Source organism: Hydrocarboniclastica marina (genome assembly GCF_004851605.1).
GTDB lineage: Bacteria > Pseudomonadota > Gammaproteobacteria > Pseudomonadales > Oleiphilaceae > Hydrocarboniclastica > Hydrocarboniclastica marina.
In genome coordinates this window covers 2,339,256-2,362,018 of the sequence record NZ_CP031093.1, presented here as the reverse complement: position 1 = coordinate 2,362,018, position 22,763 = coordinate 2,339,256, and the positions used below count along the sequence as shown (strand labels likewise).

Sequence of the window (22,763 nt, the reverse complement as noted above, 5' to 3'; positions counted from 1 at the left end):
TTGCATGACGTCACTGGGGCATTACTTGCCGGGGTCAAGCCGCTGATAAACGTCGCCGTTCGCTTTGTCAGATCTTCTCTGAGGCCGAGCCAGCGCAGCCAATGTACCCCGGCGGTTTCTCGTTTTTAGCGCCTGATAGCTGTGATAGAGTAATGCGCCAGTATGTTTGGCCTGTCTCTGACCGGACTCGTTTTGCAATGTCCGGTCAAAACCAGACCTATTGCACCACTCTGGAAGAACAAGTCCACCCGAACGGTAAGCAGCCGTCGGTCATTCTGGCCCCTGATGAGCGACGTTTAGGAATCAGAGAATTTATGAAAACAGCAGCGTTACGCCAGGCTTTCCTCGATTACTTCAAGAAGCAGGGTCATGAAGTCGTGCCCACTAGTTCGCTCGTGCCGGCGGACGATCCGACGCTGCTGTTCACCAATGCCGGTATGAATCAGTTCAAGGACGTCTTCCTCGGCAGGGAACAGCGTAACTATACCCGCGCCACCAGCTCGCAGCGCTGCGTGCGAGCTGGTGGCAAGCATAACGACCTGGAAAACGTCGGTTACACCGCACGCCACCACACCTTTTTCGAGATGCTCGGCAACTTCAGTTTCGGCGACTACTTCAAGCGCGAGGCGATTGGTTACGCCTGGGAGTTTCTGACGTCACCCGACTGGCTGGGTATTGCCGCGGACCGCCTCTGGGTAACCGTATATGAGAGCGACGACGAAGCATTCGGCATCTGGGAAAAGGAGATCGGCGTGCCGGCTGAACGGATTATCCGTATCGGCGACAAGGGCGGCGCGTATGCTTCCGATAACTTCTGGCAGATGGGTGACACCGGTCCCTGTGGCCCCTGCAGCGAAATTTTCTACGACCACGGCCCGGATGTAGCGGGCGGCCCGCCAGGAAGCCCTGAAGAAGACGGTGATCGCTACATAGAGATCTGGAACGTCGTCTTCATGCAGTTCAATCGTACTGCCGACGGTGAAATGCAGCCGCTTCCCAAGCCGTCCGTCGACACCGGGATGGGGCTGGAGCGGATAACCGCCGTGCTCCAGGGCGTGCACAGCAATTACGAGATCGACCTGTTTCAGGACCTGCTGGAAGCTGCATCCCGACTGCTGGGCGGGGTCGCCACCAGCGAGGCGTCACTGCGGGTCATTGCCGACCACATTCGCTCATGCGCATTCCTTATCGCTGACGGTGTGATGCCCTCTAACGAGGGGCGTGGTTTTGTGTTGCGCCGTATCATCCGGCGCGCTGCCCGCCACGGCAACAAGCTGGGTGCGACCGGGCCATTCTTTCACAAGCTGGTGGGTGCTCTGGTCGAGCTGATGGGTGAAGCCTACCCCGAACTGATCAAGAGTCAGGCCCAGATCGAGCGGATCCTGCTGCAGGAGGAAGAGCAGTTCGCCAAGACACTGGACAAAGGTCTGCGTTTGCTTGAGCAGGACATCGCCGCGCTGCAGGGCTCCGAGATTCCCGGAAAGACGATTTTCACGCTTTATGACACCTACGGCTTCCCGGTCGACCTGACCAACGACATCGCCCGGGAACGGGGGCTTGCCCTCGATTACGATGGCTACGAGAAAGAAATGGAAGCGCAGCGCGACAGGGCGCGAGCCTCGAGTAAGTTCGGGTTGGATTACAACGCCGGGCTTTCTCTCTCCGGCGCAACTGAGTTTACCGGTTACGACAGTATCGACGGTCATGAAACCGTTCAGGTGGTGCTGGTCGATGGCGTCGAAACCCAGGCCACGGTGGGCGACAAGGCCATTGTTGTGCTTGAGCGGACGCCTTTCTACGCTGAGTCCGGTGGCCAGGTGGGTGATCGCGGCACGCTGAGCTGGCCGGGCGGACGTTTCGAGGTCGAGGACACACGCAAAGACGGCAAAAACCACCTCCATATAGGGCGGGTCGTTGCTGGTGACCTGAAGCCTGGGATGCAGGTCGATGCCCGGATAGACCATGGCCAGCGCTCGGCTACCGCACTGAACCATTCGGCCACCCATTTGTTACACGCTGCGCTGCGCAGGGTTCTTGGCGATCACGTGTCCCAGAAGGGGTCACTGGTTAACCCGGAACGGCTGCGGTTCGACTTTTCCCATTTCGAGCCGTTGACGGCAGAGCAGATCGCAGAAATTGAAGACCTGGTCAACGAACAGGTGCTGGCCAATGCACCTGTCCAGATTGAAGTTACCGACATGGCCGGCGCCGAAGCCAGGGGTGCCGTAGCATTGTTCGGTGAGAAGTACGGCGACTCGGTGCGCGTTTTATCCATGGGCAAGGATGACTTTTCAGTTGAGCTCTGCGGTGGCACCCATGTTTCCCGCACCGGTGACATCGGGCTGTTCCACATCACTGCTGAAACCGGCATCTCATCCGGTGTTCGCCGTATCGAAGCGGTAACGGGCAAAGGCGCCCTCGACTGGATGCGATCCACGGAAAGCCAGATACGGGAAGTTGGCACTCTGGTTCGGAGTGGGCGAGAAGCGCTGGTTGAGAAGGTTCAGTCTGTCGTTGACCGGAACCGGCAACTCGAGAAAGAGCTTGAGCAACTCAAAGGCAAGCTTGCGAGTTCGGCCGGAAATGACCTCGCCGGAAGCGCCCGGGAAATTAACGGCTACAATGTAGTCGCGGAGGAAATGCCCGGCGCGGACCGAAAAGCGTTGCTGGACACCGTCGACCAGCTAAAGAATAAGCTTGGCAAGGCAATTGTTATCCTCGCAACGGTCGAAGATGGCAAAGTTGTGTTGGTCGCGGGCGTCACCAAGGACGCAGTTGCCAAAGTACGCGCTGGTGATCTGATTCGCGACATTGCGCAAATGGTTGGCGGAAAAGGGGGCGGACGGCCTGACATGGCCCAAGGCGGTGGCAGTGATCCGGAAAAACTTTCCGAAGCCCTGGCCAGCGTGCCTGACTGGGTGGCAAAGGCGACCGGCTAACCCAGCGGATCAATGGCCAGCGGATCAGTGGGTTATGGCGGGGGGCTGATTAACGGGCTACCTTGCAGTCGCACGGGGCTATTGCGCCGCCGCGTCTGCGCGTATACTCGCCCGTTTTCGTCATTGCCGGATCGTCGGACAACCTGAGCCGCGAACAGGCGAACGAGCAGTAAGCTGAAATTCTCCAGTACTGGGCTATAGAGACACCTATTCATGGCGCTTTACGTTCAAAAGTTCGGTGGTACTTCCGTAGGCACGACCGAGCGTATCAATGCAGTTGCGGATCGGGTGAAGCGCTTCCGTGACGAGGGGCATGACATCGTTGTCGTGGTTTCGGCCATGAGCGGAGAGACCAACCGCCTTGTCGGTCTGGCCAATGAAATCATGGAACAGCCAGTGCCGCGGGAAATGGATGTGCTCCTTTCGACCGGGGAACAGGTTACGATTGCGTTACTCAGTATGGCTTTGATAAAGCGCGGCATTGATGCGCGGTCATACACTGGCGCGCAGGCGTGCATACGCACCGACAGCGCCTACACCAAGGCCCGGATCCAGAACATCGATGAAGAAGCCATACGTGGGGATCTGCAAAAAGGTCGTGTGGTCGTGGTGGCTGGGTTTCAGGGTCTGGACGGCGAGGGTAGCATAACAACACTCGGCCGGGGCGGCTCTGACACCACGGCAGTAGCGTTAGCCGCGGCGTTGAAGGCAGATGAGTGCCAGATTTATACGGATGTGGACGGGGTCTACACGACCGATCCTCGGGTCGTCGACAGCGCCCGCCGTCTCGACAAGATAACCTTCGAAGAAATGATCGAAATGGCGAGTCTCGGGTCGAAAATCCTGCAGATCCGCTCGGTGGAATTTGCCGGTAAATACCGTGTGCCACTAAGAGTACTTTCAAGCTTTACTGAAGGCCCGGGTACACTGATCACGCTTGATGATGAGGAAGTCATGGAACAACCCCTAGTTTCGGGCATTGCTTTTAACCGGGATGAAGCCAAGTTAACCGTAGCCGGGGTTTCTGACACACCCGGGATTGCCTTGCGTATACTGAAACCGGTAAGTGATGCCAATATTGAAGTCGACATGATTCTGCAAAATGTCGGCGCGGACAATCGCACGGATTTCACCTTTACGGTGCACCGTAACGACTATGCCCGAGCCAAGCAGATCATAGAACAAGCGTCCCGGGAGCTCGATGTAAGGGCCATTACCGGCGATACGAAGATTGCCAAGGTGTCGATAGTTGGCGTCGGTATGCGCTCCCACGCCGGCGTAGCGACTACAATGTTTGAATGTCTTTCGAAGGAAGGCATCAATATACAGATGATCTCCACGTCAGAAATCAAGATTTCAGTGGTGATCGATGAGAAGTATCTTGAGCTGGCAGTCCGGGCGCTTCATGGAACGTTCGGTTTGGATCAGGTCGAGGTGGCTCAGCAGGTGGTATAGGTCGCTCTCCTGCTGAGTACCCGCTGCAACGTGTGAGTTGTATTTGATCAGGGCAGGATCGCCTGTGATTTGAACTGACGCAACAGCGAACAGGAACCCGAAACCTTCCGCCAAGAGTTGGAACGGGATGCTTAGGATTAAACAAGGAGTTAGAAGATGCTGATTCTGACACGTCGTGTGGGCGAAACGCTCATGGTTGGTGACGAGGTAACTGTTACCGTGCTGGGTGTCAAAGGTAACCAGGTCCGTATTGGTGTCAATGCGCCGAAGGAAGTGGCAGTTCACCGTGAAGAGATCTACCAGCGTATCCAGAAAGAAAAGACGGATGGGTCCGAGCCAGAACAGGACTAAGTCCGGAAAGAGCAGTTGCTGATGGGGATGATGCACGGTGTGTGTTTCATCCTTTTTTTGTTTGGAGAATCTTGGGGCGGATTCAATTTCGGAAGCTAATTGTTCCTGTCGGGTCCGGGTCACCTCAAACAGGTCTGGTCGGGAATCCAACCCCGAAAAATCGACCACAAGCCTATGAATCTCAGTTTTATATGGTATTATGCGTCGCGTCTTTGGAGAGGTGGCCGAGTGGCTGAAGGCGCTCCCCTGCTAAGGGAGTATAGGGCTTATACCCCTATCGAGGGTTCGAATCCCTCCCTCTCCGCCATTATCAAAGCGCAAGGCTGTAGCTCCCCGGAGCCCCGGCCGGCTGGATAAAGTACCTGACTACGAACCAGGCAGTCAGTACAGGTCCAGAAAACCAATACGCGGCTGTAGCTCAGCTGGATAGAGTACCTGGCTACGAACCAGGCGGTCGGAGGTTCGAATCCTCCCAGCCGCGCCAAATTGAAGTAGGAATTCGGCATCACCCATCGGCTTAGGTCGACTGAGTGGTCCGAAGGATTCGAACTGAAAAGAGGTTCGACGCGGAACTTGCGAAGCAAGTGGAGCGAACGCCAGAGCGAAGCGACGGCGGCCCCGAAGGGGTGAGGCCTGAAAGGCCGAATCATCCTCCCCTCTAAGACCACTTTAGAGTCCGTGCCAGAATAGTATTACCCGTGTTAGCCTTTCGACACGCGGCTGTAGCTCCCCGGAGCGCCGGCCGGCTGGATAAAGTACCTGTCTACGTCAGCCGGTACAATTTCAGCACCCAAACACGCGGCTGTAGCTCAGCTGGATAGAGTACCTGGCTACGAACCAGGCGGTCGGAGGTTCGAATCCTCCCAGCCGCGCCATATTAAACAATAATGCCCGCCTTGAGCGGGCATTATTGTTTACGTCACTCGGAGTCTGGGATTCGAACTGAAAAGAGGTTCGACGCGGAACTTGCGAAGCAAGTGGAGCGAACGCCAGAGCAACGCGACGGCGGCCCCGTAAGGGGTGAGGGGTGTAGCCCCGAATAATCCTCCCAGCCGCGCCATATTAAACAATAATGCCCGCCTTGAGCGGGCATTATTGTTTACGTCACTCGGAGTCTGGGATTCGAACCGAAAGAGGTTCGACGCGGAACCTGCAACGCAGGTGGAGCGAACGCCGGAGCAACGCGACGGCGGCCCCGAAGGGGTGAGGCCTGAAAGGCCGAATCATCCTCCCAGCCGCGCCATATTAAACAATAATGCCCGCCTTGAGCGGGCATTATTGTTTACGTCACTCGGAGTCTGGGATTCGAACCGAAAGAGGTTCGACGCGGAACCTGCAACGCAGGTGGAGCGAACGCCGGAGCAACGCGACGGCGGCCCCGAAGGGGTGAGGCCTGAAAGGCCGAATCATCCTCCCAGCCGCGCCATATTAAACAATAATGCCCGCCTTGAGCGGGCATTATTGCTTCCAGTCTTCCGGGTTTGGGTCGCTAGCTCGCTCTGTTCGCCAGCTTTCTGTAGATCAGGTCGACGGTCCAGTCCCAATATTCTAAATCCCGGCCGCTACATGCAGACTTGCTCTCGAGCCTTGGCCGGGCTTGTCCCCGCGCCCCTTTCAGGCTGCTGTCCAGCGATACGTTATCGCGCCTTTCTCGGTTTTCCACTATTGCATCGCACCAAAGTGCGACATGCCAAGTTGCTCAATGTGCTGATAAACGGTAAATTGTGCCGGCTTTTTGCTCCGGCCTCAGTTTACCCAACTGAAGCTAAAATCATCTTTACCCAAAAAGGTAACGATTACATGTCAGAGCTAATGTCAGGCGCCCTGGAACTCACCGGGGTCGGGATGGGGTTCGTTTTTTCGTTCCTCATTATTCTTGTCGGGGTCATGGTGGCGATGTCGGCGGTTTTAACCCGCTTCGCTCCCGAAGCTCCGCCCGCCCCAGCAAAGCGGCGGCAAGAGCCCCAGGCTCGCGCTTCTGCTCCTGCGAAAGTCGATGCCGATACAGCCGAGGCCATCCGTATTGCTGTATCGAAATACCGCGCGCGCCACAAGTGAGCGGCGGAACCGAATTACGACACCTTTAAACAGAAGGCTTTAAAGATGACAGATGCCAAGAAACCCTTGGGGATCACCGATGTTGTCCTGCGTGACGCGCACCAGTCCCTGCTAGCGACGCGTATGCGTCTTGATGACATGCTTCCTATTGCGGAAAAACTTGATCAGGTCGGTTTCTGGTCGCTCGAATCCTGGGGCGGCGCGACCTTCGACGCCTGTATTCGTTATCTGGGTGAGGACCCGTGGGAACGGATCCGTGAGCTGAAAAAAGCCATGCCTAAAACCCCGCAGCAAATGCTGCTGCGCGGCCAGAATCTGCTGGGTTACCGGCACTACGCCGATGATGTGGTTGAGCGTTTTGTAGAGCGCGCCTCTGAAAGCGGAATCGACGTGTTCCGCATCTTTGACGCAATGAATGACCCGCGCAACCTTGAAACTGCCATCAAGGCAGTTCGCAAGACCGGCAAGCATGCCCAGGGCACCATTTCATACACAGTGTCGCCCGTACACACCATCGAGATGTGGGTCGATCTTGCGAAAAAAATCGAATCCATGGGCGCGGACTCCATCGCGATCAAGGACATGGCAGGCCTGCTGAAGCCCTACGTGGCGTTTGATCTGGTCAGCCGCCTGAAGAAAGAGCTGCACGTGCCCATTCACATGCAGTGTCATGCGACCACCGGTATGTCCACCGCGACCGCGCTGAAGGCGGCAGAAGCAGGAATCGACAACGTCGACACTGCGATTTCCTCCATGAGTATGACCTATGGACACTCACCGACCGAGTCGGTCGTGGCGATTCTGCAGGACACCGACCGCGACACGGGGCTCGATATCCTTCTGCTTGAAGATATCGCTGCGTATTTCCGCAACGTGCGGAAAAAGTACGCGAAGTTCGAGGGTGCGTTGCGTGGGGTGGACTCACGGATTCTGGTTGCCCAGGTTCCGGGCGGCATGCTGACCAATATGGAATCCCAGCTGCGCGAACAGAACGCCGGCGACCGCCTCGACGAGGTACTGCTTGAGATCCCGCGCGTGCGTGAAGATCTGGGCTACATCCCCTTGGTAACCCCGACCTCACAGATCGTCGGCACCCAGGCGGTACTGAACGTACTGACCGGTGAGCGTTACAAGTCGATCTCCAAGGAGACCGCGGCGGTGCTGAAGGGTGAGTACGGCTCAGCGCCGGCTCCGTTCAACAAAGATTTGCAGGAGCGTGTGCTGGAGGGCAAAGAGCCCGTCACCTGTCGCCCCGCTGATCTGCTTGAGCCGGAGATGGATAAGCTGACAGCTGAGCTCAAACAAGTGGCGAAGGAAAAGAACATCAAGCTCTCGTCTAACGAAGCTGATGACGTCCTGACCTATGCCTTATTCCCGCAGATTGGGCTCAAGTTCCTGGAAAACCGCGGTAATCCGGATGCGTTCGAGCCGGCGCCCACTGCTGAAGCCGATACTCCGGCTAAAACAACAGGTGCAGGCACCTATACCGTCAACGTAAACGGTAAGGAATATGTGGTTCAGGTAGCTGAAGGCGGTGACATCAGTGCTATCGCACAGACCGGGGTAGGGAATGCCGGCGTCACTGGTAACGACCCGGCGCCAGCTGCGGGTGAAGGCGAACCCGTGACCTCACCGCTTGGCGGCAACATCTTCAAGGTTCTGGTATCCCCGGGCCAGGCTGTCGAGGAAGGTGAAGTCATGATTATCCTCGAAGCGATGAAGATGGAGACCGAGATACGCGCGCACAAGGCCGGCACCGTCGGTCAGGTCCACGCCAAGGTTGGTGATGCTGTCGCCGTCGGCGATGAACTTCTGACTCTGGCTTAAGGGGCGTCGCAGTATGGATAAGCTAATGACGTTGTGGACAGGCAGTGGCCTGTACAACCTGAGTATCGGCCAGGCGGTAATGATCCTGGTCGGGCTGGTACTCCTGTATCTTGCGATCAACAAGAAGTTCGAACCGTTGCTGCTGGTGCCGATCGGGTTTGGCGGAATCATGGCCAATATCCCCGAAGCCGGCCTGGCGCTGACTGCGCTGGAGAATGCGCTGCACTTTGGTCGGCCTGAAGTTCTGGCGGCGCTCGCCCCCATTATGGAAGTTGACTATCAGATGGGGCAGGCGCTGACGCCTGAACTGTTCAAGACCTTCAAAGGCGCCATCGTCGATATGGACGCAGCCGAGTACGTAGCAGCGTCTGGCGTTGCAACCGACTTTGGTTACTCCAGCGGTATCCTGAACAGCTTTTATGAGGTCGCTATCGGTAGCGGCGTAGCGCCTTTGCTGATCTTCATGGGCGTGGGTGCAATGACGGACTTCGGGCCGCTGCTGGCTAACCCAAAAACCCTTCTGTTGGGGGCTGCTGCTCAGTTCGGCATCTTTGCGACTGTGATTGGCGCGGCGCTGCTTGATGGAAGTGGGCTGATGGATTTCACCATGCTGGAAGCGGCAGCCATCGGTATTATCGGCGGTGCTGACGGACCAACTTCTATCTATGTGGCATCTATTCTCGCCCCTCATCTTCTGGGCGCTATTGCTGTGGCGGCGTATTCTTATATGGCATTGGTGCCACTGATTCAGCCACCCATCATGAGGGCGCTCACGACCAAGAAAGAGCGTGAGATCAAGATGAGCCAGCTTCGGCATGTGTCTCGGCTGGAGAAGATCGTTTTCCCGATCTCCGTGCTCCTGCTGACCGCACTGTTCCTGCCAGACGCGGCACCGCTGCTGGGCATGTTCTGTTTCGGTAACCTTATGAAGGAGTGTGGCGTTGTCGAGCGTCTGAGCGACACAGCCCAGAACGCGCTGATCAATATCGTCACTATCGTCCTGGGACTTTCCGTTGGGGCCAAGCTCAGTGCTGACAAGTTTCTTGATATGCAGACCCTGGGTATTCTGGTGTTGGGCATGGCGGCGTTCTGTATCGGCACGGCGTCGGGTGTGCTGATGGCCAAGTTGATGAATGCGGTAACCAAAGAACCCATCAATCCGTTGATCGGGTCAGCGGGGGTTTCCGCCGTGCCTATGGCGGCTCGCGTATCCAACAAGGTGGGGCTGGAAGCGAATCCTCAGAACTTCCTGCTGATGCACGCAATGGGCCCCAATGTTGCCGGTGTTATTGGCTCTGCAGTCGCGGCCGGGGTGATGATCAAATTTCTTTCCTGATCATCTGCGTCCGTCATGGATTGCTCATAGAGTCGTAAATCAGAAGGGCCCCAGTCGGGGCCCTTCTTGGTATTGCGGTGATACCTCAGTTTTCTTTTCTTTCCAAACCGCACTCAAGCGTTTCGCGGTCAGAGCTTTTCTGTCAGGGCTTTTCTGTCAGAGCTTCTCTATCAGACCTTTTCTGCCACGCCTTTCTGTCGGGTCTTCTCTGTCAGAGCTTCGCGCTGTGCTCTGGCCGCGGCAACCATTGCCTGTAGCGCAGGCTTTACTTCGGCCCAGCTACGCGTCTTAAGGCCGCAGTCCGGATTAACCCAGACCTGATCCGCTGGCAGGTATTGCAGTATCTCGGCAAGGCGGAACTGCAGCTCAGTTTGGGTCGGGACCAGCGGCGTGTGTATGTCATATATTCCCGGGCCAACATCCGCCGTATACCCAGCGTTGCGCAGGTCATGGACAAGCGCGAGTTCGCCGCGGGCCGCCTCGATGGTAATCACATCTGCATCGAGCGCCTTGATGTTGGGCATGATGTCACTGAACTGCGAATAGCACATGTGGGTATGAATCTGAGTACTTGCATGAGCGCCCGCTGTCGCCAGCCGGAACGCGGCAATAGCCCAGTCCATGTATGTCGGCTGATCGCTTTTGCGCAGTGGCAGCAGTTCCCGTAAGGCGGGCTCATCGACTTGGGCTATCGTGATGCCTAGCGCTTCCAGGTCTTCTATTTCTTCGCGCAGGCAAAGCGCCAGCTGGTCCGCCACTGCTGCCATCGGAATATCCTCTCTCACAAAGGACCAGGCAATGAGGGTCACCGGGCCGGTCAGCATGCCTTTGAGCGGTTTGTCCGTGGCGGCCCGGGCGATAGCCATCCAATCGAGTGTCAGCCCCGTTCGGCGTCGGCAGTCGCCATAAATGATGGGCGGTTTGACACATCGGGAGCCGTAGCTCTGCACCCAGCCGTGGCGAGTGGTTTCGAAGCCTTCGATACGTTCGCCGAAGTATTCCACCATGTCGGTTCGCTCAGGTTCGCCATGTACGAGTACATCCAACCCCAGGGCTTCCTGCGCTCTGATGGTGTCTGTGATCGCGTCGGCCATACGGGCGCGGTAGTCATCATAGCTGATAGCGCCGTCCCGTAAGGCTTTGCGCGCCTGCCTGATAGCCTGGTCCTGAGGAAAAGAGCCAATGGTGGTAGTGGGCAGAAGCGGGAGCTTGAGCGTTCTTTGTTGCAGCCGCTTGCGCTCAGCATGGGTCTCAGTCCGCTGGCGATCCTCCGCGCTGATATTTCGGAGTTTCGTGCGCGTAGGGGAATGGTTGCGCTCAGGGTGGGACAGGAGTGTATCGACTGCCGAGGCAGCAGACGCCAGCTGGTCCTCAATGGTGGTATCGCGCGGCTGGTTCAGCGCTGCTTTCAACAAAGCCAGTTCAGCCTGTTTCTCTTCCGCGAAGGCCAGGCCATGGCGTAGAAAATCGGGAAGGGTATTTTCCCGATCGACCCTGTAGGGGACATGCAGCAGTGAGCAACTGGTCGAGAGCCAGAGTCTGTCGCCCAGGCGTTCATGGACGGGCTCGAGCGTCGCAAGGAGTTTGTTGAGGTCGGCTCGCCAGATGTTGCGGCCGTCGATCACGCCGAGCGAGAGAATCTTGTTTGGACCCAGGCGGTCCAGTGCGGTCGCCAACTGGCTGGGCGATCTGACCAGGTCGATATGCACCGCGGCAACAGGAAGCTGCAATGCGAGGGTCATGTTCTCGCGCAGGCCGTCAAAATAAGTTGCAAGAATCAGGGGCACGGGGCTGGAACCCAACCGCTGGTAGGTTCGCTCGTATGCGCTCCGCCAGGATTCGGGTAGGTCAGTACACAGTGCTGGCTCGTCCAATTGCACCCAGGCGACGCCCGCAGTGTGCAGGTTTTCGAGAAGTTCGGCGTAGCAGGTAGTCAGGGCCTCAAGGTGCCTGAGCCGCTCGGGGTCGGTTCCGCCCTCCGCGCGGCTGAGCCAAAGCAGAGTGACCGGGCCAACCAGAACGACCTTGACGGGCCGGCCCAGAGTGCGGGCTTCTCCGACCTGTTCGAGCAAAGCAGTGGCGTCCAGTTGCGGGTGGCTGTCGGCGTCCAGCTCCGGGGCAAGATAGTGATAGTTGGTGTCGAACCACTTGAGCATGGGGCTCGGGCCCAGTTTGCGGCTCCCGTCCTGATGCCCCCGGGCTAGTGCAAAGTAGGACGCGAAGCCTTTCAGGGAAGGCCCTTCGCGAAATCGCCTGGGAATCAGGTTAAACATCAGACTGTGATCGAGTATTCCGTCATACCAGCTGAAGTCGCCCACCGTTATAAGGTCCGCACCGAGGTCGGCCTGGTGTTGCCAGGCCGCCAGACGCAGCGTATGGCCGACTTCAATCAGTGCCTCCGCAGATATATCCCCACGCCAATACTTCTCCAATGCCCATTTAAGTTCGCGGTCTGGCCCGATTCTGGGTAGACCCAGAAGATGCAGCTGTGCCATTTGAAAAGATCCTTCGTCGTTTTCGGATTGAGTTTCAGAACCTCCTATTGTGTGTGCGTGTATTCATGAGGCAAAATCAATAACATCAACTAGTACATGAGAAAAACTCATAATACGGGCGAGCGAGAACATGCTCGAAATAAAACACCTGAAGACCATACAGGCGGTAGCGGAAACCGGCAGTTTGACCCGCGCTGCGGACCTGCTGCATGTGACCCAGTCAGCTCTTTCCCACCAATTGCGCGATCTCGAGCTGTTCTTTGGCGTGAAAGTGTTCCACCGCAAGAGCCGGCCGCTACGTCTGACTGCTGCGGGTGAACGGCTCCTGACCCTGGGCGACAGCATCATGCCGGCGTTGCGCGAGGTAGAAGACACCCTGATGCAGATGGGCCGCGGTAAACAGGGCAGGCTGCACATGGCCATCGAATGCCACAGTTGTTATCTATGGCTGATCCCTTCGGTAAACGATTACCGGCCCAGCTGGCCGGACGTGGAGCTCGACTTTATTGGTCATCTCAATTTCGAGCCCCTGCCTGCCCTGGCCCGGGGGGAACTGGACCTGGTGGTTACCTCTGATCCACTGGAGCTGCCGGGCATCACCTATGTACCGCTCTTTGCGTTTGAGATCCGCCTGGCGGTAGCGCCGGCCCATCCATTGGCCACGCTGCCCGCTGTTCTCCCGGAGCATCTTGCAGATCAGATGCTGCTGACCTATCCCGTCGCCGAAGAGCGGCTGGACGTGTTCCGGCACTTTCTCACCCCGGCAGGCATCCGACCTGTCGGCGTCAGAACCGCCGAGATGACCATGATGATGGCGCAACTCGTGGCCAGCCAAAGGGGCGTTGCAGCGCTGCCAACGTGGGCTTTGCGGGAATATGAAGCGGCGGGGCTGTTAAAGGGCTTGCCGCTCGCGGATGGCCTCTGGTCAAATCTCTATGCGGCCGTACGCAGCGATGATCTTCAGGCACCCTTTATGCAAGCCTTTCTGAAAACTGTCGAGAATCGGTCTTTTCAGAGTCTGCCAGATATACGCAGAGTTTCGTCCATCCCTGGCCATTAACCCGGAGCACGCCATGACCCCGACCCTGAGTTATCTGAGCGCACTGGATACTGTTTCTGATGACCTGGACATGGCCATTGGCGCAGCGGACTGGGCGCGCGTTCAAGAGCTTGAACGCCAGGCCCGTCCATTCATGAGCAGCGCCACCGATGCGGCACAGGCGGGGGAGGTAGCTGTTGCGTTGGTGGTTGAGCGCCTTGAGCGGCTGCAGGCGCTGTTCGAGCTTGCCCGCGCCGGCGCTGTTAAGTCCCGCGATGAAGCATCCGCTGCCCTGAAAGCGTCGGAGAAAACCCATTCAGCGGCTCAGGCCTACCTCAGGAATGCCCGCCGTTAGCCGAGCGCCCGCCATTAGCCAAGCATTTTGGCTCTATCCGGCGACTCGACAAATTTACGCGTCATAAAATTGACAGGTTGCTGCCTAACAGCTTAACTTGCCCGAGAAGTGTCGTTTTACCGTCCACCGAGCGCGGCAGGTATGCCGGGCTCGCTAATTGACCGCTACCATCCCGGAGCAGTTTCCCGATGGCAGAAGAAAACAAGATTCTGGTTCTGTCCGAAGACAGTAAACGTAGCCACGACCTTTCCATCATTCTGGACTTTCTGGGAGAGGAAGCGGTCGTTCTCGATGGTGCGTCCTGGCGTAGAGACGTTCTGGAACACGTCGAAAGCAGCGATGAAGTACTTGCGGTTGTTATGGACAGCGAATCTCCCAGCAACGCGCGCTACATGGACGAACTGCTTGAGTGGGACAACAGTATTCCCGTGTTGATGCTCGGTGATGCGCCTACGGAGCTCGATGGTGTCGAGGCGCGCAACCACGTTATCGCCAACATCCACTGGCCACCGAATTACAACAAGTTTGTCGACTCGCTATACCGTGCGCAGGTATTTCGCCAGCAATACACCCGCACCCAGGAGCGCGGAAAACAGCGGGAAGTACAGCTGTTTCGGAGTCTGGTCGGAACCAGCCGCGCGGTTCAGCAGGTGCGACACCTTATGGGTCAGGTCGCCGACAAAGAAGTGAGCGTGCTCATCACCGGCGAATCCGGCACGGGTAAAGAAGTGGTGGCCCGAAATCTACACTACCACTCGCCGCGCCGGGAAAAGCCTTTCGTACCGGTGAACTGTGGCGCAATCCCGGGAGAACTGCTGGAGAGCGAGCTGTTCGGCCACGAGAAGGGCGCTTTTACTGGCGCGATTTCGACCCGGGTAGGGCGTTTTGAGCTGGCCGAGGGCGGGACGCTCTTTCTCGATGAGATCGGCGACATGCCCCTGAGCATGCAGGTCAAGATTCTTCGTGTGCTTCAGGAAAAAACCTACGAGCGGGTAGGCAGCAACCGGACGCTCAATGCCGATGTCAGGATTGTGGCCGCTACTCATAAGAATCTCGACTCCATGATCAGTGACGGTCTCTTCCGGGAAGACCTGTTCTACCGCCTCAATGTGTTCCCGATAGAAATGCCGGCGCTGCGGGAGCGAGTCGAAGACTTGCCCCTGCTGATCAATGAATTGATCTCGCGTATGGAAAAAGAAAAGCGTGGCTCAATCCGGCTCAACTCTGCTGCCATTCTCAGCCTCTGCCGCCACGATTGGCCGGGTAACGTCCGGGAGCTGGCAAACCTGGTGGAGCGGCTTGCGATCATGCATCCGTACGGCGTTATTGGTGTGCAGGAGCTGCCGAAGAAGTTTCGCTACGTTGACGATCTGGATGAAGGCCGGTCTTTCGAGGACGTTGGCATGCCGGTCATGGGTGCAGGCCTTGCGGGTCTTGATTCTCCCGCGTTGCTGCCGGTGAATGGGCTTGACCTCAAAGACTACCTGGGTAACCTCGAAAAGTCCCTGATCCAGCAGGCGCTGGACGAGTCCGGCGGCGTGGTGGCGCGTGCCGCGGAGAAGTTACGCATACGGCGCACGACCCTTGTGGAGAAAGTGCGTAAGTACGGGCTGCGTGAAGACGGGGAAGAATAAAGCCTCGCGTTTGCCTCTCCAGCCTGCTGCCATACACGAAACGTGTAGTAACGGCTGCAGGCTGGCTCGCCGCCAAACTTTGCATGTGCCTGTCAAAACTTCGACTTCCCGGCTGCACACAGAAGCTCAACCCTGCCAAAACTCCGGCTAAACGCTGTTTTCGAATATCTCATCTGACTGATAAATAATAATATAAATGTTCTGGCACAGCTTCTGCTTACCCTGCTGTACGCAAACAAGAATGTCCACTCTCGTTGTGTGGTCAGCAGGGGGCCAGCATGTATCAGATCCAGTCTCTACCGACAGAAAGCGTGAACAAATCAGGTGACCGCAACGCCAATGCGGCTGCGGATGCCAACAATAAGGTTACCGCGCTTTTTCGCCAGGAAAGCCGTCCGGGAGCACTCTCGACTGCGGTAACCGAGCAGCGGTCCGAAGGCTTGCAGCGCGAGACGGTTGAGGCTCCGGTCGACGAGGCACTGGACCTGTTTAACAGGATGTCCCGGCAGATTACGGATTCCTATCGCACCCTCGAATCACGGGTCAATCAACTCTCAGGTGAGCTCTCAAACGAGGCCCGCGAGCGCCAGCGTCAGCTGGAAGAAAAAGAGCGCATCGCCGATCGGCTGACCACGCTGCTCGAAGCCATGCCTGCGGGCGTGGTCGTGCTCGACAGCCAGGGCGTTGTCAGTCAGTGCAACCCCGCCGCACGAGAACTCCTGGGCGAGCCTCTTGAGAACCAGCGGTGGCTGGATATTATTCAGAGAAGCTTCTCTCCGCGCCGTGATGATGGACATGAAGTATCCCTGCGAGATGGTCGTAGGGTGAGTATTGAGATTCGTTCCATGGGTCATGAGCCAGGCCAGCTGATTGTCCTGACTGACCTGACTCATACCCGGCAGTTGCAAACGCAGTTGGCTCGTTCTGAGCGTCTTTCATCCATGGGCCGGATGGTGGCATCCCTGGCGCATCAGGTACGTACGCCGCTATCCGCCGCAATGCTCTATGCCGGCCATCTATGCCAGAGCGACCTGGACGAGAACCTGCGCAAGCGCTGTGCCGATAAACTCATGGCGCGCCTTGCCCACCTCGAACACCAGGTGCGGGATATGCTGATCTTTGCCCGCGGCGAGACACGACTCGCAGAGACCCGTCAGGTCGGTGACCTGGTCGAGCAGCTTGAGTCCGCCGCAGAGTCCACCTTGCGCAACCAGGGCGCTACCCTGGAAATCGAGTACGCCGAAGGCCGCGACGAAGATGCCTGGGTACTGTGCAACCGGGAGGCCCTGGTCGGTGCCCTGATGAATCTGGTCAATAACAGTCTGGAGGCGGGTGCGAAAACGCTCAGTCTGGCTGTATCCCGCACCAATGCACAGGTTGTCATCCAACTCGTCGATAACGGCTGCGGTTTTGCTCAAGAGACGTCAACCCGACTGGTCGAGGCGTTCCATACCACTAAAGCGCACGGCACAGGTCTCGGCCTGGCTGTCGTCACTGCGGTACTCAAGGCCCATGGTGGTCAGTTCCAGCTGGAATCCAGCGGCCAGGGCGCGACAGCGACTGTCGTGCTGCCAATCCACGCCGCCGGTGAGCGAATCTGAGGTAGATGACGATGGCCAAATTCAAGATTCTCATTGTTGAAGACGACGCCGATCTGCGCGATGCGCTGGTAACCACGCTCGAAGTCGCAGGTCACAAAGTACTCGAGGCCGGCAGTGGCGAGGACGCGCTGGTCAGTCTGGGCCGTGAAACTGTTGATCTGGTGGTCAGCGACGTCAATATGCCCGGCATTTCCGGACATCAGCTAATGGCGCAGGTACACGCTCAGCACCCTGGCGTGCCCGTTATGCTGATGACGGCCTATGGTCAGATTGACCATGCGGTGGCTGCGATACAGGGTGGGGCGGTCGACTATCTGGTCAAACCGTTTGAGCCGCGTCTTCTGCTGGAAGCCATTGATAAAAGTGTTTCAGGTGGCGGCCGCCGAGTGGATGAGCCTGTGGCTGAGGATCCGCTCAGCCAGCGCCTGTTCCAGTTGGCCAAAAAGGTTGCTGCCAGCGACTCTACGGTAATGATCTGCGGCGAGAGCGGGACGGGTAAAGAAGTACTCGCCCAGTACATCCACCGTCACTCACCGCGCGCCGACGGACCCTTCGTCGCGATTAACTGTGCCGCCATACCGGAGAACATGCTGGAAGCCGTGCTCTTCGGTCATGAAAAAGGCGCGTTTACCGGTGCCCACGCGTCTGCGCCGGGCAAGTTCGAGCAGGCCAATGGCGGAACTATTCTTCTGGATGAGATTTCGGAGATGGAAATCGGCCTCCAGGCCAAAATCCTGCGGGTGCTGCAGGAACGTGAAGTGGAGCGGGTCGGCGGTCGTAAGACCCTGAAGCTCGACGTCCGTGTGCTCGCCACCACCAACCGTGACTTACGCGAGCACGTCCAGAATGGCCGTTTTCGCGAAGACCTCTATTACCGCCTGAGTGTTTTCCCACTCCAATGGCAGCCGTTGCGAGTACGTCGGGGCGATATTCTGCCCATGGCTGAGCACTTGTTGCGCAATCACAGCCGCAAGATGAAGTTGTCGGGTATCAAGTTCGAAGCCAGTGCCCGCGATGCGTTACTTCGCCACAACTGGCCGGGCAACGTCCGTGAGCTGGACAATGCGATTCAGCGGGCGCTGATTCTGCAGCAGGGTCAGCGCATCACTGCGGATGATCTCTGTCTGGATGCGCCGTTGGGAATGGGTTCGCCATTTTCGGCGAAAGTAACAGAACCTACGCCGATGAACGCGATTCCAGCGTACGCCCCAGAAGATGACCAACAGTTCGCCCCGGAGCCGAGCAAGCGGGAAGAAGGTCTGCACTTGAACGAGTCGGACCAGTCACTCGGCCGCGATCTTCGTCAGCACGAGTTTCAGATCATCATCGATACGCTGCGCCTTGAGCGGGGCAAGCGCAAGCAGGCCGCCGAGAAATTAGGCATCAGCCCAAGAACGCTCCGTTACAAGCTGGCACAGATGCGCGACTGTGGTATCGATGTGGATCTCGAACTCACCGCCTGAGTTCCAGTCTTTAACTCTCTCTGACGTATGAGAGCGCACGGGACATCGTGCACTAGGCGATCACCGCGACCTTTTCCAGCAGCTCCGGCGCCAGCGGCGCCTGTCCCTCCCGGCGCTGTAGTCGATGCTCCACTACGTATGGCAGAACTGCCTGAACATCCTCGGGCAGAACATGATGGCGACCGTCCATCATCGCCCAGGCACGCGCCGCCCTGACCAGACCCAGCCCCGCCCTTGGGGAAAGCCCGTGGTGAATATCTGAACTCTGCCGGGTATAGGCCAGAATACGCTGAACGTAATCCAACAGCGCGCCGGACGTCGTGATGCGATCTACGCCCGCCTGTAACGTTTGCACAGTGTCGGGATTCAGTTCTGCCGCCAATTCATCCAGTAACACGCGTCTGTCGATGCCTTCCAGCAACTGACGCTCGGCTTCGGCGGTGGGATAGCCCAGATTCAATCTCATCAGGAAACGATCGAGCTGGGACTCGGGCAGTGGGAATGTGCCGCCCTGTTCCAGCGGGTTCTGAGTCGCGATCACAAAAAAGGGAGATGGCAGCGGGCGCGTCTCTCCTTCGATAGTTACCTGCCGCTCTTCCATGGCTTCAAGCAGGGCGCTTTGCGTACGAGGCGAGGCACGGTTTATTTCATCCGCCAGAATGACCTGCGCAAATATCGGCCCCGCGTGAAAGCGCAACGTGCCCGTATCCCTTTCAAACAGTGAGTAGCCCAAAATGTCTGCAGGTAGCAAATCGCTGGTGAACTGTATGCGCTGATAGGTCAGGCCCAGTGTTTGTGCCAGCGCGTGGGACAGCGTTGTCTTGCCCATGCCCGGAATGTCTTCGATAAGCAGGTGTCCCCGGGCCAGAACGCAACACAGGGATAAGCGCACCTGCTCATCCTTACCCAGCAGGATCTGGTTGAGACGGTCGACTGTATTCTGAATCAGTTTTTTCATTCAGCTCCTGCTTTGCGCGTGGTGCACCGTCTTGAACTTCACTTTTGCGATATTGCCGGATTGCGACGCTTTGAGTGTTCAATAGCGTCAGTCACAGCAATATCAGTCACCGCACCGTCAATCGCGGCACCTTCAATCACACACCCGTTTGAGAATATCGCCGTAGGCGTCGATCCGGCGGTCCCGGAAGTGGGGCCATATCCGCCGGATTGCTTCGGATCTTTGCCGGTCAATGGTGGCATGCAGAATGGTTTCAGAGTCGCTATCGGCCCTCGCCAGGAATTCCCCCTGGGGCCCGGCAATGAAGCTGTTGCCCCAGAATAGAATGCCATCGCCCTGACCGCTGGGATCCGGCTCCTGTCCAATGCGGTTTGGCGCGATGACCGGCAGGTTGTTCGCAACGGCGTGACCACGCTGGACGGTCACCCAGGCTTCGAGTTGTCGCGCTCGTTCGTCGGGATCGTCGGTGACGTCCCAGCCTATGGCGGTGGGGTAGATCAGCAACTCCGCCCCGGCCAGTGCCATAAGCCGTGCTGCCTCTGGATACCACTGGTCCCAGCAGACCAATACACCGAGCCTGCCAACGCTCGTCTGGATCGGTGTGAAACCGCTGCGACCGTCGTTGAACTGGGCATCACCCGGCGTGAAATAAAATTTCTCATAGAAGCCCGGGTCGTCCGGTATGTGCATCTTGCGGTAAAGCCCGGCTAGCGAGCCGTCGCGTTCCAGCACAACCGCTGTGTTGTGATAGACGCCATTCGTCCGTCGCTCGAACACGGAGCCCACAATGACGACATCCAGCTCCCTGGCCAGAGCAGCCAGGCGCTCGGTGGTAGGGCCGGGAATGGGTTCAGCCAGTTCAAAAACACTCACATCTTCGGTCTGGCAAAAATACAGTGTCGTGTGGAGCTCCTGCAGCACGACGAGCTCGGCCCCTTCGCTCACGGCCTGTCTGACCAGGCGTTCGGTGGTGGCCAGACTGGTCGCCTTGTCGGCTGAGGACGCCTGCTGTAATGCGGCTACTTTCAGGTGAGGGCGGGTCAGGGACCGGGTCATACTGAATTATCTCCTCCGATAGGTGTCCAGGCTCCCTCAGGAATCTGCATCGTTACACAGTGAAGGCTGCCATGTTGAGCGACAAGCGGCCGACAGTTGATGGCAACAATTTCGCGGGTCGGGAAGCACTGCTTCAGTGCAGTGATCGCATCGTCGTCCTGGCGAACGCCGTAAACGGGCAGCAGCACGGCGTCATTAATGATCAGGAAGTTCGCGTAAGTGGCGGGCAGCCTTTCGCCATCCTCGTCAAAGACCGCATCAGGCCAGGGCAGGGCAATAAGCTCGTAAGGCTTGCCGTCACGCTGCCGGAATTGCTTGAGCTCGGCCTCCATGGCGCTGAGCGCCGGATAGTGTTCGTCCGTCGGGTCGTCACAGCGCACATAGCAGATGCATTGCGCGGAACAGAAGCGTGCCAGGGTGTCGATGTGGCTGTCGGTGTCGTCGCCGGCAAGATAGCCATTTTCCAGCCAGAGAAACCGATCGAAGCCCAGCAGTTCGCCCAGACGGCCTTCAACCGCAGCCCGATCCATACCCGGGTTCCGGGTGGGAGCCAGCAGGCACTCTGCCGTCGTCAGCAGGGTTCCGGCACCGTCGGTCTCGATGGAGCCACCCTCGAGAATCATATCAACCTCGTACAGGGGAGCACCGCCGAACACGCCGTGAGCTGCCAGCCGGGCGTTGAGCTGATTGTCTTTCTCCCAGGGAAACTTGCCGCCCCAGGCGTTGAAGGCAAAGTCCAGCACGCGCGCGCGCCGGTGCCCGGGCACCTGTCCGCTCTGAGCCTCAAGGACGACCATCGGCCCATGGTCCCGAGCCCAGGTGTCGTCTGCTGGAGCGTTTAATACCCGGGCGCGACCCGGTAGCGATTCAGACTCGGTCCACTGATCAAAACAGCGTTGCAGGCGCTGGGCTTCAGCGGCGTCTTCACAGCTGACCAGCAGGTCCTGGCGGCGAAGCACTGCATGGGCGATCGCCTCAAACACTGGAGTGACCTCGGCGAGGCGGCTCACCCAGTCAGTACCAGCATGAGGCCATGTCAGCATTACGGCGCCCTGGCGCGTCCATTCGGCGGGAAGTCTGAAATCGGTAGTCAATGTCGTGCTCGCGTTGAGTTGGGTTGGGCGGTTGATGGTCTGGTATCCCATGTGGAGAGTTCGCTCACTGCACTAGCGCTTGGCCGCTGAGTGAACCACATGGTCGTGTTCAAAGTAGACAACAAAACGGTCGTAGTGCCATTGGGAAATAGGCGGCGTTCCGACCGGTCGGGTCTGGCGCTGTGGTTCACCGAAACGCGCCATAACAGCCGCCTTCAGTTCGCCTTTCTTTGGTAGCGTCTGCTGTTGGCCCTGGCGAACGTTCTCTTCGACAGGAATGCGTACCTGATCCGCGAGCACTGCATTCACGTTAACACCGAAAAGCCCCAGGACTAGGGCGAGAGCCAGTCTCCGCGTGTTATCGAGGGCAGAGGCTGATAAGTAAGCTAAGGCAAGGGTCTTGTATTTCAACTTTGTGCTCCGGGTGCTGGATCAAATGGGCACCTGCGACGACAGGATGGCGGCAGGCAACCGCGAACGCCGGGGCGCCCGCTTACAGAAACTGTCGGGATTCCTGGCGCTGCCTGGCTTGAACACGCAGCACATGGCGGGCAATGACTTGGCGGTCGGTGTCGGACAGTTCGATAAAAGCCACATGGACCATCCGGGGGTCTGGCTCTGCAGCTTTTTCCACTACGCTGCCCTTCACCGAGACCCGTTGTAAATCGGGAAGCAGGGTAAGCCGGAGCCCCAGGCAATCACCCGGCCGCAGTTCGGGGGCATCGAGTGCGAACGCAACGCCGCCTTCGCTCAGGGTGACACTGTGCCACTGCTGCGGTTGCAACGGTTTTTGTTCAAAGGCCATAATGCGCGCCAGCGTGTCGAGCTTATGGTTGAACGTCTTCAGCACCGCCGCAAGATTCCTGTCCTGCTCGGAGAGCGTAGCCAACTGCTGGCGAACTTCCTGGTCAATGCGGCGTAGTTCCTGGTGCAGCCCTAGCGTGGTCTGGTCTTCAAACAGATCGCGGACATCCTGGTCCGGCTCAATCCGGCGGCACTCGAGCCCCAGTTGATCCTCGACGCGGAAGTACTCTCGGCGGTTGTGCGTTGGTGACTCGGGCATACCGATTGTAGCCTTGATAAGTAGAAGGTTGTGCGGGCA

The 22,763-nt window shown here is 58.0% G+C and carries 17 protein-coding genes and 3 tRNA genes; 14 read left to right on the top strand and 6 right to left on the bottom strand.

The features are described from left to right. The first annotated feature begins 314 nt into the window (after positions 1-314). The 9 genes from alaS (at position 315) to soil367_RS10420 (ending at position 9,966) form a co-directional block, all read left to right on the top strand. Complete coding sequence (gene alaS, locus soil367_RS10460; protein ID WP_136549055.1) at positions 315-2,939, top strand: alanine--tRNA ligase; 2,625 nt, start codon at positions 315-317, stop codon at positions 2,937-2,939. 213 nt (positions 2,940-3,152) lie between these two features. Continuing rightward, complete coding sequence (locus soil367_RS10455) at positions 3,153-4,394, top strand: aspartate kinase (RefSeq protein WP_136549054.1); 1,242 nt, start codon at positions 3,153-3,155, stop codon at positions 4,392-4,394. Between the two features lie 156 nt (positions 4,395-4,550). Continuing rightward, complete coding sequence (gene csrA / locus soil367_RS10450) at positions 4,551-4,745, top strand: carbon storage regulator CsrA (RefSeq protein WP_136549053.1); 195 nt, start codon at positions 4,551-4,553, stop codon at positions 4,743-4,745. A 214-nt stretch (positions 4,746-4,959) separates the two neighbouring features. Beyond that, a tRNA-Ser gene (locus tag soil367_RS10445) sits at positions 4,960-5,052 on the top strand. Positions 5,053-5,152: 100 nt separating this feature from the next. Then, a tRNA-Arg gene (locus tag soil367_RS10440) sits at positions 5,153-5,229 on the top strand. A 314-nt stretch (positions 5,230-5,543) separates the two neighbouring features. Further along, positions 5,544-5,620 (top strand) — tRNA-Arg (locus tag soil367_RS10435). 790 nt (positions 5,621-6,410) lie between these two features. Beyond that, positions 6,411-6,803: an OadG family protein gene (locus soil367_RS10430; RefSeq protein WP_246065255.1), complete on the top strand. Its 393-nt coding sequence runs from the start codon at positions 6,411-6,413 to the stop codon at positions 6,801-6,803. Between the two features lie 45 nt (positions 6,804-6,848). Next, positions 6,849-8,630: a sodium-extruding oxaloacetate decarboxylase subunit alpha gene (gene oadA, locus soil367_RS10425; protein WP_136549052.1), complete on the top strand. Its 1,782-nt coding sequence runs from the start codon at positions 6,849-6,851 to the stop codon at positions 8,628-8,630. Positions 8,631-8,643: 13 nt separating this feature from the next. Further along, a complete protein-coding gene (locus soil367_RS10420; protein ID WP_136549051.1) occupies positions 8,644-9,966 on the top strand; it encodes a sodium ion-translocating decarboxylase subunit beta in 1,323 nt (440 codons plus the stop codon). 170 nt (positions 9,967-10,136) lie between these two features. Here the strand turns inward: soil367_RS10420 and metE are convergent, their stop codons facing one another. Beyond that, complete coding sequence (gene metE / locus soil367_RS10415; RefSeq protein ID WP_136549050.1) at positions 10,137-12,461, bottom strand: 5-methyltetrahydropteroyltriglutamate--homocysteine S-methyltransferase; 2,325 nt, start codon at positions 12,459-12,461, stop codon at positions 10,137-10,139. 130 nt (positions 12,462-12,591) lie between these two features. On the opposite strand from metE, the gene soil367_RS10410 reads away from it, so the two are divergent. The 5 genes from soil367_RS10410 (at position 12,592) to soil367_RS10390 (ending at position 18,553) form a co-directional block, all read left to right on the top strand. Next, entirely contained in the window at positions 12,592-13,521 is a 930-nt protein-coding gene (locus soil367_RS10410; RefSeq protein WP_136549049.1) for a LysR substrate-binding domain-containing protein, read from the top strand. Between the two features lie 13 nt (positions 13,522-13,534). Further along, the gene (locus tag soil367_RS10405; RefSeq protein ID WP_136549048.1) at positions 13,535-13,855 is read left to right on the top strand and encodes a hypothetical protein; all 321 of its coding nucleotides are present in this window, start codon (positions 13,535-13,537) and stop codon (positions 13,853-13,855) included. A gap of 188 nt (positions 13,856-14,043) precedes the next feature. Next, positions 14,044-15,489: a sigma-54 dependent transcriptional regulator gene (locus soil367_RS10400; protein ID WP_136549047.1), complete on the top strand. Its 1,446-nt coding sequence runs from the start codon at positions 14,044-14,046 to the stop codon at positions 15,487-15,489. A gap of 278 nt (positions 15,490-15,767) precedes the next feature. Further along, entirely contained in the window at positions 15,768-17,090 is a 1,323-nt protein-coding gene (locus soil367_RS10395) for a sensor histidine kinase (protein ID WP_136549046.1), read from the top strand. Between the two features lie 11 nt (positions 17,091-17,101). Further along, positions 17,102-18,553: a sigma-54-dependent transcriptional regulator gene (locus soil367_RS10390; RefSeq protein WP_136549045.1), complete on the top strand. Its 1,452-nt coding sequence runs from the start codon at positions 17,102-17,104 to the stop codon at positions 18,551-18,553. Between the two features lie 52 nt (positions 18,554-18,605). On the opposite strand, the gene soil367_RS10385 is transcribed toward soil367_RS10390, so the two are convergent. The 5 genes from soil367_RS10385 to soil367_RS10365 form a co-directional block, all read right to left on the bottom strand. Beyond that, on the bottom strand, positions 18,606-19,511 hold the full coding sequence (locus soil367_RS10385) for an AAA family ATPase (RefSeq protein WP_136549044.1): 906 nt from the start codon (positions 19,509-19,511) through the stop codon (positions 18,606-18,608). Between the two features lie 132 nt (positions 19,512-19,643). Further along, entirely contained in the window at positions 19,644-20,555 is a 912-nt protein-coding gene (locus soil367_RS10380) for a carbon-nitrogen hydrolase (protein ID WP_281283926.1), read from the bottom strand. 8 nt (positions 20,556-20,563) lie between these two features. Further along, a complete protein-coding gene (locus soil367_RS10375; protein WP_136549042.1) occupies positions 20,564-21,712 on the bottom strand; it encodes an agmatine deiminase family protein in 1,149 nt (382 codons plus the stop codon). A gap of 21 nt (positions 21,713-21,733) precedes the next feature. After that, positions 21,734-22,072 carry a hypothetical protein gene (locus tag soil367_RS10370; protein ID WP_216642707.1) on the bottom strand — a complete coding sequence of 113 codons (339 nt, stop codon included), beginning with the start codon at positions 22,070-22,072 and terminating at the stop codon, positions 21,734-21,736. A gap of 82 nt (positions 22,073-22,154) precedes the next feature. Then, positions 22,155-22,724 carry a PilZ domain-containing protein gene (locus tag soil367_RS10365; protein ID WP_136549041.1) on the bottom strand — a complete coding sequence of 190 codons (570 nt, stop codon included), beginning with the start codon at positions 22,722-22,724 and terminating at the stop codon, positions 22,155-22,157. Positions 22,725-22,763 lie beyond the last annotated feature (39 nt).